Annotated in this window: 20 protein-coding genes; 9 read left to right on the forward strand and 11 right to left on the reverse strand. The window is 52.9% G+C overall.

The genetic code is table 11. The features are described from left to right. Positions 1-19 precede the first annotated feature (19 nt). Both pepT and SP99_RS08640 read left to right on the forward strand, forming a co-directional pair. A complete protein-coding gene (gene pepT, locus SP99_RS08635; protein WP_045284975.1) occupies positions 20-1243 on the forward strand; it encodes a peptidase T in 1224 nt (407 codons plus the stop codon). A 68-nt stretch (positions 1244-1311) separates the two neighbouring features. Next, on the forward strand, positions 1312-1803 hold the full coding sequence (locus SP99_RS08640; RefSeq protein WP_047958291.1) for an REP-associated tyrosine transposase: 492 nt from the start codon (positions 1312-1314) through the stop codon (positions 1801-1803). 89 nt (positions 1804-1892) lie between these two features. Here SP99_RS08640 and SP99_RS08645 read toward each other — a convergent pair whose 3' ends face one another. From SP99_RS08645 to rluE, 8 genes are all read right to left on the reverse strand, one after another. After that, positions 1893-3014 carry a ribosomal protein uL16 3-hydroxylase gene (locus SP99_RS08645; RefSeq protein WP_025758177.1) on the reverse strand — a complete coding sequence of 374 codons (1122 nt, stop codon included), beginning with the start codon at positions 3012-3014 and terminating at the stop codon, positions 1893-1895. 91 nt (positions 3015-3105) lie between these two features. Beyond that, on the reverse strand, positions 3106-4569 hold the full coding sequence (gene phoQ / locus SP99_RS08650; protein WP_025758178.1) for a two-component system sensor histidine kinase PhoQ: 1464 nt from the start codon (positions 4567-4569) through the stop codon (positions 3106-3108). Beyond that, positions 4570-5241 carry a two-component system response regulator PhoP gene (gene phoP, locus SP99_RS08655; RefSeq protein ID WP_045285019.1) on the reverse strand — a complete coding sequence of 224 codons (672 nt, stop codon included), beginning with the start codon at positions 5239-5241 and terminating at the stop codon, positions 4570-4572. A gap of 123 nt (positions 5242-5364) precedes the next feature. Next, on the reverse strand, positions 5365-6735 hold the full coding sequence (gene purB / locus SP99_RS08660; RefSeq protein ID WP_047958292.1) for an adenylosuccinate lyase: 1371 nt from the start codon (positions 6733-6735) through the stop codon (positions 5365-5367). Between the two features lie 19 nt (positions 6736-6754). After that, complete coding sequence (hflD, locus tag SP99_RS08665; RefSeq protein ID WP_008500756.1) at positions 6755-7384, reverse strand: high frequency lysogenization protein HflD; 630 nt, start codon at positions 7382-7384, stop codon at positions 6755-6757. 27 nt (positions 7385-7411) lie between these two features. Then, a complete protein-coding gene (mnmA, locus tag SP99_RS08670) occupies positions 7412-8524 on the reverse strand; it encodes a tRNA 2-thiouridine(34) synthase MnmA (protein WP_045284972.1) in 1113 nt (370 codons plus the stop codon). 40 nt (positions 8525-8564) lie between these two features. Continuing rightward, positions 8565-9038: an NUDIX hydrolase gene (locus SP99_RS08675; protein WP_047958293.1), complete on the reverse strand. Its 474-nt coding sequence runs from the start codon at positions 9036-9038 to the stop codon at positions 8565-8567. A gap of 9 nt (positions 9039-9047) precedes the next feature. Next, the gene (gene rluE, locus SP99_RS08680; protein ID WP_045284970.1) at positions 9048-9701 is read right to left on the reverse strand and encodes a 23S rRNA pseudouridine(2457) synthase RluE; all 654 of its coding nucleotides are present in this window, start codon (positions 9699-9701) and stop codon (positions 9048-9050) included. A gap of 117 nt (positions 9702-9818) precedes the next feature. On the opposite strand from rluE, the gene icd reads away from it, so the two are divergent. The 3 genes from icd (at position 9819) to SP99_RS08695 (ending at position 11814) form a co-directional block, all read left to right on the forward strand. Continuing rightward, positions 9819-11069 carry an NADP-dependent isocitrate dehydrogenase gene (icd, locus tag SP99_RS08685; RefSeq protein WP_025758185.1) on the forward strand — a complete coding sequence of 417 codons (1251 nt, stop codon included), beginning with the start codon at positions 9819-9821 and terminating at the stop codon, positions 11067-11069. Positions 11070-11146: 77 nt separating this feature from the next. Further along, complete coding sequence (locus tag SP99_RS08690; RefSeq protein WP_025758186.1) at positions 11147-11494, forward strand: DUF1304 domain-containing protein; 348 nt, start codon at positions 11147-11149, stop codon at positions 11492-11494. A gap of 74 nt (positions 11495-11568) precedes the next feature. Further along, positions 11569-11814 carry a DUF2543 family protein gene (locus tag SP99_RS08695; protein ID WP_047959791.1) on the forward strand — a complete coding sequence of 82 codons (246 nt, stop codon included), beginning with the start codon at positions 11569-11571 and terminating at the stop codon, positions 11812-11814. 70 nt (positions 11815-11884) lie between these two features. Here SP99_RS08695 and SP99_RS08700 read toward each other — a convergent pair whose 3' ends face one another. Beyond that, positions 11885-13393 (reverse strand): EAL domain-containing protein, encoded by a 1509-nt coding sequence (locus SP99_RS08700; protein WP_047958294.1) that lies wholly within the window; start codon positions 13391-13393, stop codon positions 11885-11887. A gap of 236 nt (positions 13394-13629) precedes the next feature. Here SP99_RS08700 and SP99_RS08705 point away from each other — a divergent pair, with 236 nt between their 5' ends. The 3 genes from SP99_RS08705 to SP99_RS08715 all read left to right on the forward strand — a co-directional run bounded on the left by SP99_RS08705 (position 13630) and on the right by SP99_RS08715 (position 16882). Continuing rightward, entirely contained in the window at positions 13630-14700 is a 1071-nt protein-coding gene (locus SP99_RS08705) for an EAL domain-containing protein (RefSeq protein WP_047959792.1), read from the forward strand. 178 nt (positions 14701-14878) lie between these two features. Beyond that, positions 14879-16351: a sensor domain-containing diguanylate cyclase gene (locus tag SP99_RS08710; RefSeq protein WP_047958295.1), complete on the forward strand. Its 1473-nt coding sequence runs from the start codon at positions 14879-14881 to the stop codon at positions 16349-16351. A 282-nt stretch (positions 16352-16633) separates the two neighbouring features. Beyond that, entirely contained in the window at positions 16634-16882 is a 249-nt protein-coding gene (locus SP99_RS08715; RefSeq protein WP_008500746.1) for a GlsB/YeaQ/YmgE family stress response membrane protein, read from the forward strand. Positions 16883-17011: 129 nt separating this feature from the next. On the opposite strand, the gene SP99_RS24560 is transcribed toward SP99_RS08715, so the two are convergent. Continuing rightward, entirely contained in the window at positions 17012-17110 is a 99-nt protein-coding gene (locus tag SP99_RS24560; RefSeq protein ID WP_014883431.1) for a YoaK family small membrane protein, read from the reverse strand. Positions 17111-17155: 45 nt separating this feature from the next. Next, complete coding sequence (locus SP99_RS08725; RefSeq protein WP_047959793.1) at positions 17156-18184, reverse strand: sensor domain-containing diguanylate cyclase; 1029 nt, start codon at positions 18182-18184, stop codon at positions 17156-17158. 308 nt (positions 18185-18492) lie between these two features. Here SP99_RS08725 and SP99_RS08730 point away from each other — a divergent pair, with 308 nt between their 5' ends. Then, positions 18493-18747, forward strand: coding sequence for a putative hemolysin (locus tag SP99_RS08730; protein WP_047958296.1), 255 nt, complete (start codon positions 18493-18495; stop codon positions 18745-18747). Positions 18748-18826: the final 79 nt, after the last annotated feature.

Below are 18826 nucleotides of genomic sequence, written 5' to 3' on the forward strand. Positions count from 1 at the left end.
AAAAAGTGAGGGTGACTGCATGGATAAATTACTTGAGCGTTTTTTACAGTACGTTTCGCTGGATACCCAATCTAAACCGGGTGTCCGCCAGGTGCCGAGCACCGAAGGCCAGTGGAAGCTATTAAACCTGCTCAAAGAGCAGCTTGACGCCATGGGGCTGGTCAACGTCACGTTAAGCGAAAAAGGCACTGTGATGGCAACGCTGCCGGCGAATGTCCCGGGTGACATTCCCGCGATTGGCTTTATCTCCCATGTCGACACCTCTCCGGATTTTAGCGGTAAACATGTGAACCCGCAGATTGTTGAAAACTACCGTGGCGGCGACATTGCGCTGGGGATCGGTGACGAGGTACTTTCCCCGGTGATGTTCCCGGTGCTGCACCAGCTGCTGGGGCAGACGCTGATCACCACCGACGGGAAAACGCTGCTGGGGGCGGATGACAAGGCCGGTATCGCGGAAATCATGACGGCGCTGGCGGTACTGAAGGAAAAAAATATCCCCCACGGGGATATCCGGGTGGCTTTTACGCCGGACGAAGAGGTCGGTAAAGGCGCAAAACATTTCGACGTGGAAGCCTTCAACGCGCAGTGGGCGTATACCGTCGATGGCGGCGGCGTTGGTGAACTGGAGTATGAAAACTTCAACGCCGCGTCCGTGACGATCAAAATTGTCGGCAACAATGTTCACCCCGGTTCGGCGAAAGGCGTCATGGTGAACGCGCTATCGCTGGCCTCCAGAATTCATGCGGAAGTCCCGGCAGATGAGAGCCCTGAACAGACGGAAGGGTATGAAGGGTTCTATCACCTGACCAGCATCAAAGGCACCGTGGACAGCGCCCAGATGCACTACATCATCCGCGATTTTGATCGCAAAGCCTTTGAGGCGCGCAAGCGCAAGATGATGGAGATCGCCAAAAAGGTCGGGAAGGGCTTACACCCTGACTGCTATATCGAGCTTATTATCGAAGACAGTTATTACAATATGCGTGAGAAGGTGATGGCCCATCCGCATATTCTTGATATTGCCCAGCAGGCCATGCGCGACTGCGATATTGAACCGGTATTAAAACCGATTCGTGGCGGTACCGACGGTTCTCAGTTGTCGTTTATGGGACTGCCGTGCCCGAACCTGTTTACCGGTGGCTACAACTATCACGGTAAACATGAGTTCGTCACCCTGGAAGGGATGGAAAAAGCGGTGAAGGTGATTGTGCGGATTGCGGAGTTAACCGCGAAGCGGTAGTCGCGTTTTGCTAAATGTAGGCCGGGTAAGGCGAAGCCGCCACCCGGCATTGAGGCAAAGGAGTGCCCATGTCAAACTATCGTCGCCATTACGTCCCCGGAGGCACCTGGTTTTTCACCGTCAACCTGCAAAATCGTCAGAGCGATTTGCTTACCCACCATATCGATAGCCTGCGTTCCGCCACCTCAATGGTTAAACGTGCGAAGCCCTTCACCATAAACGCCTGGGTTATTTTGCCTGAACATATGCACTGTATCTGGACCCTACCGGAAGGAGACAGTGATTTTTCCGCCCGCTGGCGCGACATCAAAAAGACTTTTAGCCGCATCATCGACACGCGCCACATCTGGCAGCCACGCTTCTGGGAGCACACCATTCGTAACGAAGAGGACTACCGGCGGCATGTGGATTACATCTACATCAATCCTGTAAAACACGGTTATGTCAGTAAGGGCAGTGACTGGCCGTATTCAACATTTCATCGTGACCTTCGGGAAGGCGTGTATCCGGTGAATTGGGCGGGAGAGATCGAGGATTTTGCGGCGGGGGAGCGGAAGTAAAAAGCCGGGTGGCGGCTGCGCCTTACCCGGCCTACAAAACCCACGATCGTAGGCCCGGTAAGCGAAGCGCCACCGGGCGTTAAGGCGACTCAGTCCTCAAAGAACCAGTACCCGCTGTTGACGAGCGCAGCCAGCATCGCGAGGAAGGACGGGTCCTCCAGCGCGTCGCCAAAGGTCTCGGCGGTCAACACCAGATGGCTGGCAATGGCATCCAGCGCCGGACGGTGCGGGGAGTCCAGCTTCTCACCGTTGACGAAGACATCCTCACCAATGCGCAGCACGCGCAATCCGCCCAGACGTACCAGCTTGTCGCCCTGCTGAAGGGCATCATAAATCTCGTCGGCCTGATACGGCGGCTCTGGCGGCGCAACGTCCAGCTCATGACGAGACTGGCTGATAAACTCACCAAACCACTGTCTGAAATGTTCCGGCTCGTTGATCAGATCCAGCATCATGCCGCGCAGCTTATCGAGCTCCGCAGGCAGGATGTCTGCCGGATGCTCGCGCGCAGGCACATCCGGATCGCTATAACGATAGCTGCCCAGCTCGCGTTGCAGAACGTAATCGGCAAACCCGCTGATCATCTCGCGGCCGCTTGGTGCGCGGAACCCGACGGAGTAGTTAAGTGAGTTTTCCAGGGAATAACCTTCATGAGGGAATCCTGGCGGGATGTAGAGAATATCACCCGGCTCCAGTTCTTCGTCGATAATCCCTTCAAACGGATCAACCTGAAGCAGATCCGGATGCGGGCAGTGCTGCTTCATGGGCACTTTTTCGCCCACGCGCCAGCGGCGGCGGCCCGTCCCCTGAATGATAAACACGTCGTACTGATCCAGATGCGGACCTACGCCGCCGCCAGGCACCGAGAACGAGATCATCAAATCGTCCATGCGCCAGTCGGGCAGGGCACGGAACGGACGCATTAATGCGGCCGTCGGCTCGTGCCAGTGGTTGACCGCCTGCACCAGCAGCGACCAGTTGTTTTCACCGAGGTGATCGTAGCTTTCGAAAGGACCGTGGCTGACCTGCCATTTCCCGTCCTGGTGGCTGACCAGGCGGCTGTCGACTTCGTTTTCCATAGCCAGACCGGCCAGCTCATCAGGGGAGATAGGGTCGACAAAATTGCTGAACCCGCGTTTAAGAACCACCGGGCGTTTTTGCCAGTAGCGTTCAATAAACTCGGGCCAGTTAAGTGTTAAGTGATAATCCATATTTTTTTATTCCGCAGGCTCTTACTGACTCGGATTATAACGGAAGCTCAGCCCCCCGGCTGCGAGATCCTCGCATTTTTCACATAACGGGTTAACTATCGTTCGATGCAGGCTGTTGACGGCCAAAAATGACCTCCATTCTGGCACCGCCCAGCAAACTTTCGCCGGTTTCGATCTTTCCGTCGTACTGGTCAACAATCTCCCGGGCCACGGCGAGTCCCACACCCTGGCCGGGACGCAACGTATCAGCGCGTTGACCGCGATCGAACACCACATCGCGTTTATTGCGCGGGATCCCCGGGCCATCATCCTCAACGATAATATGCAGTTCGTTATCGGTCTGACGCGCAGACACTTCCACGAACTCCAGACAGTATTTGCAGGCGTTATCCAGCAGGTTGCCCATCACTTCCATAAAATCATTTTTCTCACCGACAAAACTTATCTCAGGCGAGATATCGAGGCTGATGTTAACCCCTTTACGCTGATACACCTTGTTGAGGGCGGAAGTGAGGTTATCCAGAAGCGGGGCCACGGGATGCAGTTCGCGGCTCAGCAGCGCGCTTCCTGAACGCATACTGGCGCGGTGCAGATAATAGCCAATTTGCTGGGAGATGCGGCTGATCTGTTCCAGCATGACCGGCTCGGCATCATCCACGCTCAGCGTGGAGCTGCGCATGGAACGCAGGGTACTTTGCATGACCGCCAGCGGCGTTTTCAGGCTGTGGGTCAGGTCGGTCAGGGTGGTACGGTACTTATCATAGCGTTCGCGTTCACTTTTCAGCAGGCGGTTGAGGTTACGTACCAGGCTGGTGAGCTCGCGGGTGGTTTCCGGATTAAGCTTCTCGCGATGATGTTCCTCCAGCTCGCGAACCTCTTTCGCCAGTGACTCAATGGGCCGCAGGCTCCACCAGGCCGCGACCCACAGTAGCGGGATCACCAGCAGCAGATTCGCCGCAAGCACATAGACGAACCAACTCCAGACCATATAGGAACGCTTAAGCTCGACCGGAATGGTGTCGATCACCACGATGGTCAGCTGCGGCATGTTCAGCGTCGCCGGATAGAGATTAATTGCAACGGAGTGCGTCATCTCGGTTTCGGCATCATCGGCGCGGATCTCATTCAGCTTTTGCTGCAGAGAGCGATCTTCCCGGATCAGAGAGCTGGTGGTATTGAGATCGGCTTCAATTTCATGAAATCCGTTGGTTTTGAGCCACTCCGGCCGGATGCTTTTGACCAGCCAGGGAATATCACGCTGCGCCCAGAGTAGCTTGCCCTTTTCGTTATAAATCAGGGCCAGCGTGGGGCTCTGCTGGTTGAGGTTTTCCGGCATCTCGACGGTGATTTTGTTGTTTTCCCATTTCGCCAGGGTATAAAACAAATTGCTTTCGCCACGCAACAGGCGAAAGGTGGTTTTATCAAAGCTGACGCTGTAACCCACCAGCGCGACCATACCGTAGGAGAGCGACAGCACGAGCACGACGGCAGCCGTTGCCAGTAAAAAACGTACCCGCAGCGACAGGGGCAAAATATGGCGCAAGATCCGTCTCATTTAGCGTAATTCGAACAGATAGCCCTGGCCACGGACGGTAGTAATGACGTCCTGCGGATACTGTGCCTGGATTTTCTTACGTAAACGTCCCATCAGCACATCAATGGTATGGCTCTCGCGCAGTTCGGCATCAGGATAGAGCTGAAGCATTAAGGAATCTTTACTCACCACCTTGCCGCTGTTACGGATCAGCGTTTCCATAATGGTGTATTCGAAGGCGGTTAGCTTGATCACTTCATCGTTGATCGCTAATTCCCGACGGGAGAGGTCAACCTGGAAGGGCGGGATGGAGATAACCTGTGAAGCCAGTCCGCTGTTACGGCGCAGCAGGGCCTGCATGCGGGCCGCCACCTCTTCAATATGAAACGGCTTGGTAACGTAATCATCTGCTCCCGCGCTGAGCACCTCGACCTTATCCTGCCAGCCTTCACGGGCGGTCAGAACCAGAACCGGCAGGGAAACATCATGGCTGCGCCAGCGACGAATCAACGAGAGGCCGTCTTCATCGGGCAGCCCTAAATCGACAATGGCGATATCCGGCAGATGTTCATTGAGATAATAATCGGCTTCTTTTGCATCTTCAGCATCGTCCACCTGATGTCCCATCTCCTGAAGCTGAACCTTCAGGTGATGACGTAGCAATGCGTTATCCTCAACAACCAGTACGCGCATCATCTTTTCTCCCAGAATGAATAGTATGAATAGTTTAACGCTGATTATGTTGCTGTGGGGATAAACATTGAGTAAACCGGGGAAAAGCAACCCCCTTTCCAGGCGGAAAGGGGGGAAGGTACTTTACTTAAGCTCGTCGACCATGGTGATGGCGCGGCCAATGTAGTTCGCCGGGGTCATCGCTTTCAGACGCGTTTTCTCTTCTTCTGGCAGGGCCAGACCGTCGATAAACTGCTTCATGCCTTCGGCATCAACGCGTTTGCCGCGGGTCAGCTCTTTCAGTTTCTCGTACGGTTTTTCGATGCCGTAACGACGCATGACGGTCTGAATCGGCTCTGCCAGCACTTCCCAGTTGTGATCCAGCTCGTCCAGCAGACGATCGCGGTTCACTTCCAGTTTGCTCACGCCTTTCAGGGTGGACTGGTAAGCGATCAGCGCGTAGCCAATGCCCACGCCCAGGTTACGCAGTACGGTGGAATCGGTCAGGTCGCGCTGCCAGCGGGATACCGGCAGTTTGCTGGCCATATGCTGCAGTACGGCATTCGCCAGACCCAGGTTGCCTTCGGAGTTTTCGAAGTCGATAGGGTTCACTTTGTGCGGCATGGTTGACGAGCCGATTTCACCGGCGATGGTTTTCTGTTTGAAGTGGTTCAGCGCGATGTAGCCCCACACGTCACGATCGAAGTCGATCAGAATGGTGTTGAAGCGTGCGATGCAGTCAAACAGCTCCGCAATATAGTCATGCGGCTCAATCTGGGTGGTGTACGGGTTCCACTGAATGCCCAGCGAGGTCACGAACTCTTCGCTGAACTGGTGCCAGTCCACTTCCGGGTACGCGGCGATGTGGGCGTTATAGTTACCGACAGCACCGTTGATTTTGCCGAGGATCTCAACCTGCTCCAGCTGACGATACTGGCGCTCCATACGGTACGCCACGTTCGCCATCTCTTTACCCATTGTGGAGGGGGTCGCTGGCTGACCGTGGGTACGGGAAAGCAGCGGGATGTCGCGGTATTCCACGGACAGCGCTTTCACCGCGTCGATGATTTTACGCCAGTATGGCAGCACCACCTCTTTACGTGCGGTGGAGAGCATCAGGGCGTGGGACAGGTTGTTGATGTCTTCTGAGGTACAGGCGAAGTGAATGAACTCAGATACGGCGTGCAGCGCAGGAACACTTTCCACTTTCTCTTTCAGGAAATACTCAACCGCTTTTACGTCGTGGTTGGTGGTGCGCTCAATGGTTTTAATGCGCGCAGCATCTTCTTCGTTGAACTCAGCCACGATTTTATCAAGGTAATCGTTTGCCTGGGCGTCAAAAGCAGGAACTTCCTTGATTGCTGCCTGGGCGGCCAGCTTTTGCAGCCAGCGTACTTCAACCTGAACACGGAACTTCAGCAAACCATATTCGCTGAAGATCCCGCGCAGCGCGCTGACTTTATCGCCGTAGCGTCCATCGACAGGGGATACGGCGGTCAGTGAGGATAATTCCATAATTCGCAACTCCGGGAGGTTAACAATGAGCAAGAATTTGTTTTGCCTGAGTGGTCAGGCGATTACGAGAAAACATTAACTGCAGGCGGCCACCGCCAACCTGGTGCCACAGCACGGCGGCACGGATCCCTGCCAGCAGGGAGGCGCGTACTTTTGCCTGTACCTGTGGGCTTTGCAGCACAGCAGGGGAGCCGGTGACCTGAATACGCGGGCCGAGCGGGCTGATGACATCGACATAAATGCCGGCCATGGCGCTCAGCAGCGTGTCGGACTGCAGGTCAAAATGGTCGAGCTGACGCTGTAACCCGGCAATCCGATCGCCCAGGGTATTGAGCGCGCCTTTTGCCGCGCTCAGTTTACGCTCCAGCACCATCAGGCTTAACGTGTAGCGGGTCAGCTCTGCGTTTAACCCCTGACGGCTACTGGCGTTGAGCACGCCAAGCAGGGTTTCAAGACCGAGACGAAGATTGGTTTCACTGCCGCCGAACACACCCAGGGTAGAGCCGGGATTGAGGTCGATAACGCTGTTGAGTGAAACGTGCAGGGCATCAGCGTCGCAATGACCCTGATGTGCCAGCTGTTGCACCAGACGGGCTGACTGGCAAATTCCCGCCAGTGCCAGGGTGATGTCATAGTAGTTCTTCGCCACACGGTCTCCTTTATGTGTGCAATCGTGTTAAACAGCGGGCAGGGGCAGGCGCTGTTCAATAATCCCGCCGCCCAGGCAGATTTCGCCGCTGTAGAAGACAGCAGACTGACCCGGCGTGACGGCCGCAACCGGCTCATCGAAACGCACGTCAATGCGATCGTCATCAAGCGCAGTCACGGTGCAGGGAATATCGGTCTGACGGTAACGTGTTTTCACCGTGCAGCGCAGTGTGCCTTTTAACGGCTCACGATCGACCCAGTGCAGCTGTTGCGCGATAAGACCAACGGACATCAGACGCGGATGGTCGTGTCCCTGGGCCACAACCAGAATATTGTTTTCGACATCTTTGTCGACAACGTACCACGGATCTTCGCTACCCTCTTTGGTACCGCCGATACCCAGGCCTTTACGCTGGCCGAGCGTGTGGTACATCAGCCCCTGGTGTTGGCCAATTTCGTCGCCGTCGACGGTGACAATTTTGCCCGGCTGTGCCGGCAGGTAACGACCGAGGAAATCACGGAACTTGCGCTCGCCGATGAAGCAGATGCCGGTAGAATCTTTTTTCTTCGCGGTGATCAGATCCAGCTCTTCCGCGATTTTACGCACCTGCGGCTTTTCCAGCTCGCCAACCGGGAACAGGCTCTGGGCGATTTGCTCGTGGCTCAGCGTATAGAGGAAGTAGCTCTGATCTTTGTTGCCGTCCAGACCGCGCAGCAGCTGGCTTTTGCCATTCACATCTGCGCGACGCACGTAGTGACCGGTCGCAATGTAGTCTGCGCCCAGATCTTCCGCGGCGAATTCCAGGAAGGCTTTAAATTTGATCTCTTTGTTGCACAGAATATCCGGGTTTGGCGTACGTCCGGCTTTGTACTCTTCGAGGAACAGTTCAAAAACGTTGTCCCAGTATTCTGCGGCAAAGTTAACGGTGTGCAGTTCAATGCCGAGCTTATCGCACACGGCCTGCGCATCGGCGAGATCCGCAGCGGCAGTGCAGTATTCCTCGCCATCATCTTCCTCCCAGTTCTTCATGAACAGGCCCTCCACCTTATAGCCCTGTTGCTGTAACAGGTAGGCGGAAACGGAGGAATCGACACCGCCGGACATGCCGACGATTACTTTTTTCTGGCTGTTATCTGACATGGAATACTCACGACATTGAACTTCAAGGCGGCGTATTCTATCACGCCCCCCCACCATTGACACCCTCTGTAAACGGCCAGTTAAATGCGCCGATGACATCCAGCGGTAAGCGACCGGCAGATTGCCAGCAGCGGATGCTTTCCGCAACCAGCGGCGAGCGCAGGTTTGGCGCGTTCAGGATCTCGTCGGCGGTGACCCACAGGCAGCGGTCGATATCGTCATCCTGCGGTTCAGTGGTGCACGTTTCGCTAAGCTCAACGGCAAACAAAAAACGCAGGAACGGGGTGCTGTCGGGCGCAATCCACTGGTGCAAACGGATGAAGTGCTGGGGCTCAGCGTGAATACCGGTCTCTTCCCACAGCTCGCGTTTCGCCGCCTGCAGCAGGGTCTCATTGGCTTCAAGGTGTCCGGCAGGCTGATTCCACAGCGCTTTGCCGTTAATGCTCTCTTCCACCACAAGGAATTTCCCCTGGGCGTGGACCACACAGGCAACCGTGACATGAGGTTTAAACATAGTGACTCCTTAAGAGGTAACGTCCCGCCATTCACCGTTGGCGAGCGTTTCCAGCGTGTAGTTGCCCATGGCGTAGCGGATCAGGCGCAGGGTCGGAAAGCCAACGTGTGCGGTCATGCGCCGAACCTGACGGTTGCGGCCTTCATAAAGGGTGATTTTGAGCCAGCTGGTCGGAATCGATTTGCGTTCGCGGATAGGCGGGTTGCGCGGCCACAGCCAAGCCGGTTCATTCACGCGCTCAATACCTGCGGGCAGGGTGGGGCCATCGTTCAGCGTGACGCCTTTGCGTAATGTTTCCAGCGTCTCGTCATCCGGCTCGCCTTCCACCTGGACGAAGTAAATTTTTCCGGTGCGTTTCCCGGGCTGGGTGAGCTTCGCCTGCAGCGCGCCGTCGTTGGTTAAGACCAGCAGGCCTTCGCTGTCACGGTCCAGACGACCGGCCGCATAGACCCCCTGAACAGGAATGTAGTCCTTCAACGTGCTGCGCCCGGCTTCGTCGGTAAACTGCGGCAAAACATCGTAGGGTTTATTGAACAAAATCACCCGCTTCGGCTGGGTTTGTTGCGGTCTTCTGGCGGCTTGTCGCGAGCTGAATCGCTCAACCCGGTGTTTTGTAAAAGAAGTTTTCTTCATGGTATTTTCAGGCGTTATCAATTGCCGCATTATAGCCTAATAACGAAGACCTTTCATGGCGTCGGACAATCAGGTACTATCGAAGGGCTCATTACAATTTATTAACATAAGATCAGTAACAACCAGAAGCGCTCGAAGGAGAGGTTAATGGAAAGCAAAGTAGTTGTTCCGGCGGAAGGTAAAAAGATCACCCTGCAAAACGGCAAGATTAACGTTCCTCACAATCCGATTATCCCGTTCATCGAAGGTGACGGTATCGGTGTAGACGTTACCCCGGCAATGCTGAAGGTGGTTGATGCCGCTGTTGAGAAAGCCTACAAAGGCGAGCGTAAAATTTCCTGGATGGAAATTTACACCGGTGAGAAATCGACTCAAGTTTATGGCCAGGACGTCTGGCTGCCAGCTGAAACGCTGGACCTGATCCGCGAATACCGCGTTGCTATCAAAGGCCCACTGACGACGCCAGTCGGCGGCGGTATCCGTTCCCTGAACGTGGCACTGCGTCAGGAGCTGGACCTGTACGTCTGTCTGCGTCCGGTTCGTTACTATCAGGGCACCCCAAGCCCGGTTAAGCACCCAGAACTGACCGATATGGTTATCTTCCGCGAAAACTCAGAAGACATCTACGCCGGTATCGAATGGAAAGCTGACTCTGCAGACGCAGAAAAAGTGATTAAATTCCTGCGCGAAGAGATGGGCGTGAAGAAAATTCGCTTCCCTGAGCATTGCGGTATCGGCATTAAGCCATGCTCCGAAGAAGGGACCAAGCGTCTGGTGCGTGCGGCCATTGAATACGCGATCACCAACGACCGTGACTCTGTGACCCTGGTTCACAAAGGCAACATCATGAAGTTCACCGAAGGCGCGTTCAAAGACTGGGGCTACCAGTTGGCGAAAGAAGAGTTCGGCGGCGAGCTGATCGACGGCGGCCCATGGCAGAAAATCAAGAACCCGAACACCGGCAAAGAGATCATCATTAAAGATGTGATCGCCGATGCGTTCCTGCAGCAGATCCTGCTGCGTCCAGCGGAATACGACGTGATCGCCTGTATGAACCTGAACGGTGACTACATCTCTGACGCCCTGGCCGCTCAGGTTGGCGGTATCGGTATCGCCCCTGGCGCGAACATCGGTGACGAGTGCGCCCTGTTCGAAGCGACCCACGGTACTGCGCCAAAATACGCAGGCCAGGACAAAGTGAACCCAGGCTCAATCATCCTGTCCGCAGAGATGATGCTGCGCCATATGGAATGGTTCGAAGCCGCAGACCTGATCGTTAAAGGGATGGAAGGCGCGATCAACGCGAAAACCGTAACTTACGATTTCGAACGTCTGATGGAAGGCGCTAAGCTACTGAAATGTTCAGAGTTTGGCGACGCGATTATCGCGAACATGTAATCCAGATTCTGGGTTAACCTGTAACGGGAGCCTGAGGGTTCCCGTTTTTTTTGCCTCTGCCTGTGGGAGACAACACGATGTTAGCCACCGTCCTTATCACGGTTGTTGCGTTAATTCATCTCTATATTCTGGTGCTGGAGATGTTTCTGTGGAATACCAAAACCGGTCATAAGGCCTTTAACCTGCGTCCCGACTTTGCGCGCGACACCCGCGTGCTGGCCGCAAATCAGGGGCTGTATAACGGTTTTCTGGCGGCTGGGTTGCTCTGGAGCCTCTGGCTTGGCGAAAAAGGTATTCCGGTGGCGATCTTCTTCCTGGCCTGCGTGTTGATTGCCGGACTATTCGGCGCAGTCACCGCCAGCCGAAAAATTCTTTATGTGCAGGCCATGCCCGCGCTCGCAGCGCTGCTTGCGTTACTCATCTGAAGCAAGGCTTTGGTTGCGGGAAAGCGTCCGATATACTGATGCCTTTACCCTTACTGGTTAGCGACGAGACTGTTATGAACAACACTATCCCATTGAAATATTATGACATTGCCGAGGAATATGCGACGGAAGCGGTAGACCAGGTCGCAGAGTCTGAGCTCGATGCGCTGGCACATTATTTCCAGCTGCTGCTCACCCGTTTAGCGAATAATGAGGAGATAAGCGAGGACGCTCAGCAAGAGATGGCCGCAGAGGCCGGGATCCGCGCTACCCGCATTGATGATATTGCGAATTTCCTCAATCAGTGGGGAAATGAATAACCTGCCTCAAACACCCTTATGCTGATGCTTTGCCTGACCGCTCGGCATCACGCTATCGGATCACAGTCATTTATTCCGCAGAACATGCGACGCCAGTGAGTCGTTTTGCCAGCTCACTGCGGGTCAGTGATTTAGAAAAGTACCATCCCTGGATTAGCGCATCGGGATATCTGTCGGCAATGAAGCGATACTGTATTTCATTTTCCACCCCTTCAAATACCAGGGTTTTATTCAGTTTTGCCAGCGCGTCGCTAAAGATCACAAAGATATTTTGCTTATAATGCTCGCTGATGCCATCAACCAGCGACTTATCGATTTTGATTTCATCATATTCGAGCAGCGACAGTCTGGCGAGGTTGGAGTTTTGCACGCCAAAATCATCGATTGATATTTTAACGCCGAGCGCTTTAAGCTCCTGACAAAATCCTTCGAGAATATCGGCGCTGGAAACGGCTTTTTCAGAGAGCTCAACCTTTACCAGGGAGAGGGGAAGGTGATTGGCCATACAGACTCGCTGCAAAACGTGAATAAACTGGCCGTCTTCAATTTCCTTGCGTCCAACATTCAGTGAGACAATCAGCTGATGTTTAATCGCCAGCGGAGCGATTTCAGAGAGCGATTTTTCGATAATGTTACAATAATATTTTTTATAGAGACCAATCTTCTTAATTAATGGAATGAAAAGCTCTGGGGAGACATCCCCCTGTTTTTGATCGCGCCATCTCGACAGCACTTCTACGCCCACTATTTTTTGATCGTGAATGCGAATAATCGGCTGATAGTTAACGCTGATGGTGTTCGTTAACACGGCTTTAATCAGCGTGCGTTCCAGCGAAAAACGATCTTCATAGAGACGGAAGATAAATAGCGTTATCGCGACCCAGATAAAATATAAAATGACAGCCAGAAGCGCAAAGATAAACGGGGGTAACGAGGCCAGCCCTGCGTCGTGATGCGTCACAATAACACACAGGTCCCAGAAGGCGCTGCACCGGGTAAGGGTCAGGGTAAACAACTTCGAATGCAGCCAGCTCTGCTGCGTTAACTCAGGGGCGGTGGTAAAAAACGTTCTGCCGAGGTCTTTGGTGGTGGCGCTCAGCGAATAGCTTGCTGTAACCGGGGTGAATTTATCGTAAGCATAGCGGGAGGTGAAAATAATAATATTGTTATAAATTGCCGCGTTGCCCGTGAAAAAATCTTTTCTGGAAAACTGCGCCAGCAGAAAGCCTCTCGGCGTTTTATGCAGTTCTGTGGGAAGCGCAACGGGCGTGGCAAGTTTTCCCCAAAACGCGGTACAGACTATTTTTCCATTTTCAATAAAACCGATATCACCGAAATAGAGGCTATCCAGCTTTATTTGTCTGTAGCTATCAAGACTGGATTTATCGCACCCTTGTGTCGTAATACTTTTCAGGGCCAGCGCCACGCTTTGGGAGAGATCTTCTGAATAACGTAAGAGGGTATGGGATATTTCACGCTGTTTGCTCTTCTGCTGACCCACGATAACAGCATTGACCGCATAAAGAGAGAGGAGGACCAGAAGCGTTGAAACGATAGCAACGGCAATCATTTTTTTCATTTTCCAGCGATCCTGTCCACTCCCTGATTGCTCAAATATTAACACAGCCAGGGCAAGGCACAAGCCCGTCAGTCGCAGCTTGTGAGCGCTATCAGGCGGATGAACTCATACGAAAGCATCAGTTTTTTAAGATAAATCTCAGCTAAGCTTTTTTCATTGCTATTAAGGTACGCCGGTTTTGCCACAGACTTTTCTCCAGAACATCCATGCTTGTTTTTTCTATTAAGGAAAACATCGTGCGCAACGTAACGATCGCTATTGTCAGTGCTGTTTTTCTCTTTCTGAGCGGTATTGTGATCGTTAACGGGCAGTTGGCTAAACAGAATAATATTCATACCGCGACAGCCGTCAGTGCGGCTCAGGTCTGTACCCGTAGCGGACAACGGGTGTCAGGGACAGAGGCCGCGTTAAAACCGCATCAGCGCATCATCATGTTCCTGCAGCAGGGATGGAGCCTCATATTGCTCGTTCTCGCGCTGTCCGTGACGGTGGGCATTTTAATCCACCGCTACAAGGGAAAAAGCACCTCCATTGAAGACGATCTGCGTAAGGCCATTTTGCAGGGAGAGATTGTTCCCTATTATCAGCCCATCGTGAATGGTGATACCGGCGGGTTGTACGGTGTGGAAGTCCTGGCCCGATGGAAACATCCGAAATCAGGCTTTATCCCGCCGGATGTCTTTATCCCGATTGCTGAACGTAGCGGCTTGATTATTCCGCTGACCAAAGGGTTAATGGCGAAAGTGGTTACTCAGCTTAAGCCGCTGTTGTCGAAACTGCCGGACGGCTTTCATATTGGGGTGAACATCAGCGCCAGACACATCGATGCTCCTTCTTTCATCGGCGATTGCCGCGTGTTCGGCAAAGGGTTTCAGGGGAAAGAAGTCAAACTGGTGCTCGAGGTGACCGAGCGTGAGCCGCTGGTTGATAATCCTCACCTGGTGGAAAACCTCAACCTGCTGCATAAGGCCGGTTTTGTCATTGCCCTGGACGATTTTGGCACGGGCTATTCCGGGCTGTCGTGCCTTAATGCGCTTGCCATTGATTACATTAAAATTGATAAGAGTTTTGTGAACCGGGTGTCAGAGGAGAAGGACTCCACGATCCTGCTGGACTGTGTTATTGATCTCGCGAAAAAACTCTCATTGCGTATTGTGGCGGAAGGTGTAGAAACGAAGGCGCAACTGGAGTATCTCAACCGTAATGAGATTACCCTGTTACAGGGATATTATTTTGGTAAACCCGTCTCCTATATAGACTTTATTAAAGTCATTTTATCTAAGCCCAGGGAGGCCGTAAGTCTGTAAAAACCTCGTTCTTTGCAGTGCGCCAGGAATAAGGCGGTCGCCAGGCGGTGAAAAAAGAAATAAAGACGAGCTTCTGTTGTATGCTTAAGTGCAATTCATTTTCCTCTTATCCTGAGCTTTGTTACAGTGACAAGAGTTGTCAGCCAGGGACGTCAGGCGTGATAAGGTGGAATAGCTCGTGCATGTGAAAAATACTTTTTACACAACAACCATTACCGTCATCATTGTCTCCTTGATCATCTCGCTGTCGCTTGCCGTCCAAATTGCCACGTCCAGACAGCAGTCAATCCAGCAAATTAATACCAGCGTCGCCAATCTGAGCCATACCCTTGATGTCTACACTGAGGGGATCATGCGCCAGAGTGAAATGTTAATTACTACCGTTTCCGACATGATCGAAATTTATGGCATGACCGCGCAACAGGCGATCAATATTCAGCGGATGATAAACGATCAGGATAATCTTCTTACCCAGATTAATAATGTGGTTGTTTACAATGCACAGGGCGATATCTTTACCGCATTGCACGAAAGTTTTACCGGGCCGCGTAAAGGCTCGGACAGAGAATTTTTTATCTACCATAAGGAAAATAAAAATCAGCAGATTTTTATTGGTGAGCCGGTGGTAAGTAGAACCAATGGTAAATGGGTGATCACCATCAGTCGGCGCCTTGAAACCCCTTCCGGGGCTTTTAACGGTGTCGTGGTGGTCACGCTGGGTATCGAGAATTTTCTCGCGCTGTACGGGCAGATTAATATCGGTCACTCGGGGGTGATTGGCTTAACGACACAATCTGGCGTGCTACTGGTTCGTTATCCTTTTAAAAATACCTATATCGGCACCATTGTTTCTGATTCACCCCTCTTCAGGAAATACCTCAAGGTACAAAATACAGGGATAGCCAGCTCCATTTCGCGGTTTGATAAAATCGAGCGCATTTATGCCTATGAGAAAAACAAACGCTACGGGCTGGTCACCACCGTGGCCGTCAGCATTGATGAAGCGCTCTCCTCCTGGCGCAAACAGGCCATTCAGCTGGCGGTACTGATTTTCGTTTTCGCGGCGATACTCATCGTTGCGTCATGGTTCCTCTATTCCGACTTGTCCCGAAAAGCGCGGGATAACAAAGCGCTAAAAATTATCGCCTCTGAGGATGCGCTGACCGGGCTGTACAACCGCCGCATCTTTGATGAAAGGATCCTCTCGGAAATCGCGCGGTGTGCTGCCCATGACGCACCGATATCAATGCTCCTTGTGGATGTGGATTACTTTAAAAAATACAACGATAACTACGGTCATCCGGAAGGGGACCGGTGCCTGGCATTGCTGGGTAACAGTCTCCGGGAGAGCCTGACCCGTGATAACCAGACTGTGGCGCGATATGGCGGAGAGGAGTTCGCTCTGATATTACCTGATACGGATATTCAGGAGGCGCTTCGTCTGGCGCAGACCATTATTCGCAATGTCTATTCCCTGCAAATCGATCATGCTTTTAGCCCCTTCAGGCGAGTTACGGTCAGCGTCGGGATTTCCACTGCGCGCGCTGTCGACATCGCAGGCAGCCAGCAGAACCTGATTATTGCCGCTGACCAGGCGCTCTACCAGGCAAAACGCGCCGGACGTAATCGTTATGCGTTTGTCGGGCTATGAGCAAAAAAAAGCCCACTCAGGAGTGGGCAAGAAATACTGGAAGCAATGTGAGCAATGTCGTACTGAATACCTGAGTGTTTCTCTCAACTATTCAGTGTTGAGAAAGATAATCTTTCTCAACAAAAGATGCAACCCTACATTTCATGTGGCGCGATCTGTCCGCTGGCTAATCGTTACGCACTCTCTCGTTGTGATGCTTATCACGAATTTCCTTTCTCAGATCCTGTGCTATTCTTTTTGTGTCGTTGATTTAATGACAAAAACCATACAGAGAGGAACGTTATGGGAATTTTATCCTGGATTATCTTTGGGCTTATTGCGGGTATTCTGGCGAAGTGGATCATGCCGGGCAAAGATGGCGGTGGGTTTATCGTCACCGTAATACTGGGTATTGTCGGCGCGGTAGTCGGCGGCTGGATCAGTACGTTGTTCGGGTTTGGCAAGGTCGATGGCTTTAACTTCGGTAGTTTCGCCGTCGCGGTGATTGGTGCACTGGTTGTTCTGTTTATCTACAGAAAGATCAAAAGCTAAGCCCTGTAAGCGTTAAAAAAGGCTGCCAGATGGCGGCCTTTTTACGTAGTGGGTTTACCACCAGCCAAGCTGCGTGCCGGCGAACGCCGCGAGGGCAACGATCAGCATAATGACGGTTGTTTTGCGCATTTATGCCCCAGGAGCCGCATAACCGCCGACAAAAAACCATGCTAAAAAGACCACCGCCGTTATAAAAATAACGACCGGGAAGAGGATCCCTATTCTCATACCATCACCTGTTTCGGTTTCTATAACGCCGTAGAGTGTACGGGGTTAATCCATAGTGAGAAAGCGTGTTTTGCTTTTTCCTTTCTTATCCTGATACATCGCGACGTCCGCGGCACGTAACGCGCTGTCCGGATCGGTTGCGCCTGGGTCAACTTCGATAACGCCGAGGCTGGCTCCCGGATAGATAATGTGAACGCTGCCCAGCCAGTATTCACCGGCAATACAGGCGCTGAGACGTGATTTGAGCAGGGTGACCTGCGTGATATCGCCTTCACTGTGGGGCTGGCCCAGCGACGCCACCAGAAACTCATCACCACCCAGCCGGCCGATGATGTCGTCCTGCTGCTTTCCTTCCGTCAGACGTTTGCCCACTTCAACCAGGAACTGGTCGCCGGCTTCGTGTCCATAACGGTCGTTAATCAGTTTAAAATCATCCAGATCGATAAACGCGATGATGGCGTTACGCTTCAGATGCCGGGCCAGCGAGAACAGGGTGGTCAGATCCTCAAACAGGGCACGACGGTTGGGTAAACCGGTCAGGGCATCGGTATAAGAGTGCGCAATGAGGGCCGCGTTGGCTTCGCGAAGCTGGGTGACCAGCGACTCCTTCTGGATGTACTGGCCAATCAAACCCGCGAATAATCTCAGCACCTGCTCACCGCGCTCGCTGAGGGGTTTCTTCGCCGTGCTGGTGGCGCAGAGCGTTCCGTACAATGAACCATCGGCAAAATGGACGGGGATGCTCATATAGGTAGTAATGCCAAGCGCTTTTGCCGCTTCACACTCAGGCCAGCGTTCGGGGACGTCGTTACTGAACAGGGTATCGCTATCCAGCGCACGCTTGCACAGCGTTTCATCCCAGGGAACGCTCAACCCTTCGGGGATCGTCATCTGCTTGCTGTTGCGGGCGTAGAGGATATGCTGCAGCCGGGCCTGGATATCAACTTTAGTGAGGTAAGTTGACTCCATGTCGGTCACGATCTCCAGCATCTCCAGTAACTGACGAACGAGGCTTTCAAGGGATTGTTCAGTGGCGAGGGTTTCTGAAACACGGGCAAGGATAATATCCGACATGACGTAGAATGACTCCCAGGCAGAAGACGTCTGCATCTGCATGTTATGCTGAATTTTTAGGCTTCAGCCATAGTAAAACATGAATATAAAAAATTTAATATATGCGCGGGTTGGGGGAGAGGGCGAAAAAAGCCCCGGCGTTGAGGACCGGGGCAAAGACATCTTGATTACGGAATGATGTTCTCTGGTCATATCGAGAACATTCCGCACTATAGGCTGGAAAAGTGCAGTTAAAATGGAGAAATCATGGAGAACGCGGCGCTGGCCCGTTACCCTTAGCCTGTCATGATGTCAAAAGGATCAATAAGATGAGATTTCTGCTTCTGGCCCTTGCGCTACCGCTGGCGGCTTGCACCACAAAAACTCCCCCACCGGATGCGCCTCAGCCACCGCATGCTATCGGGATGGCTAACCCGGCTTCCGTTTACTGTCTGGAAAAAGGGGGGGAACAGATCCCGATCCAGAGCCCACAAGGCGTGCGCACGGAGTGCAAATTACCCGATGGTAAAGTGATCGATGAATGGGACCTCTACCGTCGCGATCACCCGCAGCCCGCCAGGTGACAGCGGGGCCGGGATTGCGATACACTTCTCTTTAGGATTATTCTTAGCCAGTTTCTGGCCATCGTTATCGTGAGAGAAG

This window comes from Enterobacter sp. BIDMC92 (genome assembly GCF_001030225.1).
GTDB classification, from domain to species: Bacteria; Pseudomonadota; Gammaproteobacteria; order Enterobacterales; family Enterobacteriaceae; genus Enterobacter; species Enterobacter sichuanensis.

Coding starts and splice junctions, on each gene's coding strand:
- SP99_RS08730 (WP_047958296.1), top strand. CDS start 18,493: ATGAGATTTCTGCTTCTGGCCCTTGCGCTACCGCTGGCGGCTTGCACC.
- phoP (WP_045285019.1), bottom strand. CDS start 5,241: ATGCGCGTACTGGTTGTTGAGGATAACGCATTGCTACGTCATCACCTG.
- phoQ (WP_025758178.1), bottom strand. CDS start 4,569: ATGAGACGGATCTTGCGCCATATTTTGCCCCTGTCGCTGCGGGTACGT.
- SP99_RS08700 (WP_047958294.1), bottom strand. CDS start 13,393: ATGAAAAAAATGATTGCCGTTGCTATCGTTTCAACGCTTCTGGTCCTC.
- rluE (WP_045284970.1), bottom strand. CDS start 9,701: ATGCGGCAATTGATAACGCCTGAAAATACCATGAAGAAAACTTCTTTT.
- SP99_RS08715 (WP_008500746.1), top strand. CDS start 16,634: ATGGGAATTTTATCCTGGATTATCTTTGGGCTTATTGCGGGTATTCTG.
- purB (WP_047958292.1), bottom strand. CDS start 6,735: ATGGAATTATCCTCACTGACCGCCGTATCCCCTGTCGATGGACGCTAC.
- SP99_RS08725 (WP_047959793.1), bottom strand. CDS start 18,184: ATGTCGGATATTATCCTTGCCCGTGTTTCAGAAACCCTCGCCACTGAA.
- mnmA (WP_045284972.1), bottom strand. CDS start 8,524: ATGTCAGATAACAGCCAGAAAAAAGTAATCGTCGGCATGTCCGGCGGT.
- SP99_RS08690 (WP_025758186.1), top strand. CDS start 11,147: ATGTTAGCCACCGTCCTTATCACGGTTGTTGCGTTAATTCATCTCTAT.
- SP99_RS08640 (WP_047958291.1), top strand. CDS start 1,312: ATGTCAAACTATCGTCGCCATTACGTCCCCGGAGGCACCTGGTTTTTC.
- SP99_RS08695 (WP_047959791.1), top strand. CDS start 11,569: ATGAACAACACTATCCCATTGAAATATTATGACATTGCCGAGGAATAT.
- SP99_RS08675 (WP_047958293.1), bottom strand. CDS start 9,038: ATGTTTAAACCTCATGTCACGGTTGCCTGTGTGGTCCACGCCCAGGGG.
- SP99_RS08645 (WP_025758177.1), bottom strand. CDS start 3,014: ATGGATTATCACTTAACACTTAACTGGCCCGAGTTTATTGAACGCTAC.
- pepT (WP_045284975.1), top strand. CDS start 20: ATGGATAAATTACTTGAGCGTTTTTTACAGTACGTTTCGCTGGATACC.
- SP99_RS24560 (WP_014883431.1), bottom strand. CDS start 17,110: ATGAGAATAGGGATCCTCTTCCCGGTCGTTATTTTTATAACGGCGGTG.
- icd (WP_025758185.1), top strand. CDS start 9,819: ATGGAAAGCAAAGTAGTTGTTCCGGCGGAAGGTAAAAAGATCACCCTG.